This is a genomic window from Mesorhizobium sp. M1E.F.Ca.ET.063.01.1.1 (assembly GCF_003998155.1).
Taxonomy (GTDB): Bacteria; Pseudomonadota; Alphaproteobacteria; order Rhizobiales; family Rhizobiaceae; genus Mesorhizobium.
Map to the genome: position 1 here is coordinate 1 of NZ_RZSC01001402.1, position 713 is coordinate 713.

Here is a 713-nt window from a genome sequence, read left to right on the forward strand (position 1 = left end):
TGCGGGAATTCTGCTCGACCAGGAGGACGCTAACTTTCTCGTCGCGGTTGATCGCTACGATCGAGCGGGCGATGTCCTGGACGAGCTTTGGCGCGACGCCCAGCGACGGCTCGTCGAGCAGCAACAGCTTCGGCTTCGCCATCAGCGCGCGGCCGATGACCAGCATCTGCTGCTCGCCGCCGCTCATGGTGCCGGCGGCCTGCGAGAAACGCTCCTTCAGCCGGGGGAAGCGACCCAGCACCATCTCCATCGTCGCCGCGATCTCGGCCTTGCTGGAACGGGTGAAGGCACCCATCAGGAGATTGTCTCTGACCGTCATAAAGGGGAAGACGCGGCGCCCTTCCGGCACCATGGCGATGCCCATCTTGACGATCTCGTCGGGAGCGGCGCCGTCGATGCGCTTGCCGCTGTAGTGGATCTCGCCCGACCTGATCTTGCGCAGGCCGGTGATGGCGCGAAGGATCGACGACTTGCCGGCGCCATTGGCGCCGATCAGGGCGACGGTCTCGCCTTCATTGACCTCGAGCGAGACGCCCTTCAGCGCGTAGACGTGATCGTAATAAAGCTCGACGCCGGCGAATTTGAGGATCTGGTTCATAGGCCGATCGCCTCGTCTTCGCTGCCGAGATAGGCTTCGATGACCTTCTCGTTGGCCTGGATTTCCGGCGGCGTTCCCTCGGCGATCTTCTGCCCGAAATTGAGGACCACTATGC

The 713-nt window shown here is 63.3% G+C and carries 1 protein-coding gene and 1 pseudogene; both read right to left on the reverse strand.

The window, feature by feature from the left end; translation table 11 throughout:
- Nucleotides 1-598 (reverse strand): ABC transporter ATP-binding protein (locus EOA29_RS38835; RefSeq protein WP_145970136.1); only part of this gene is annotated, 598 nt, incomplete at its 3' end.
- A pseudogene (locus EOA29_RS38840) lies at nucleotides 595-713 on the reverse strand (ABC transporter ATP-binding protein); the annotation flags it as partial. The gene EOA29_RS38835 and the pseudogene EOA29_RS38840, both read right to left, overlap by 4 nt.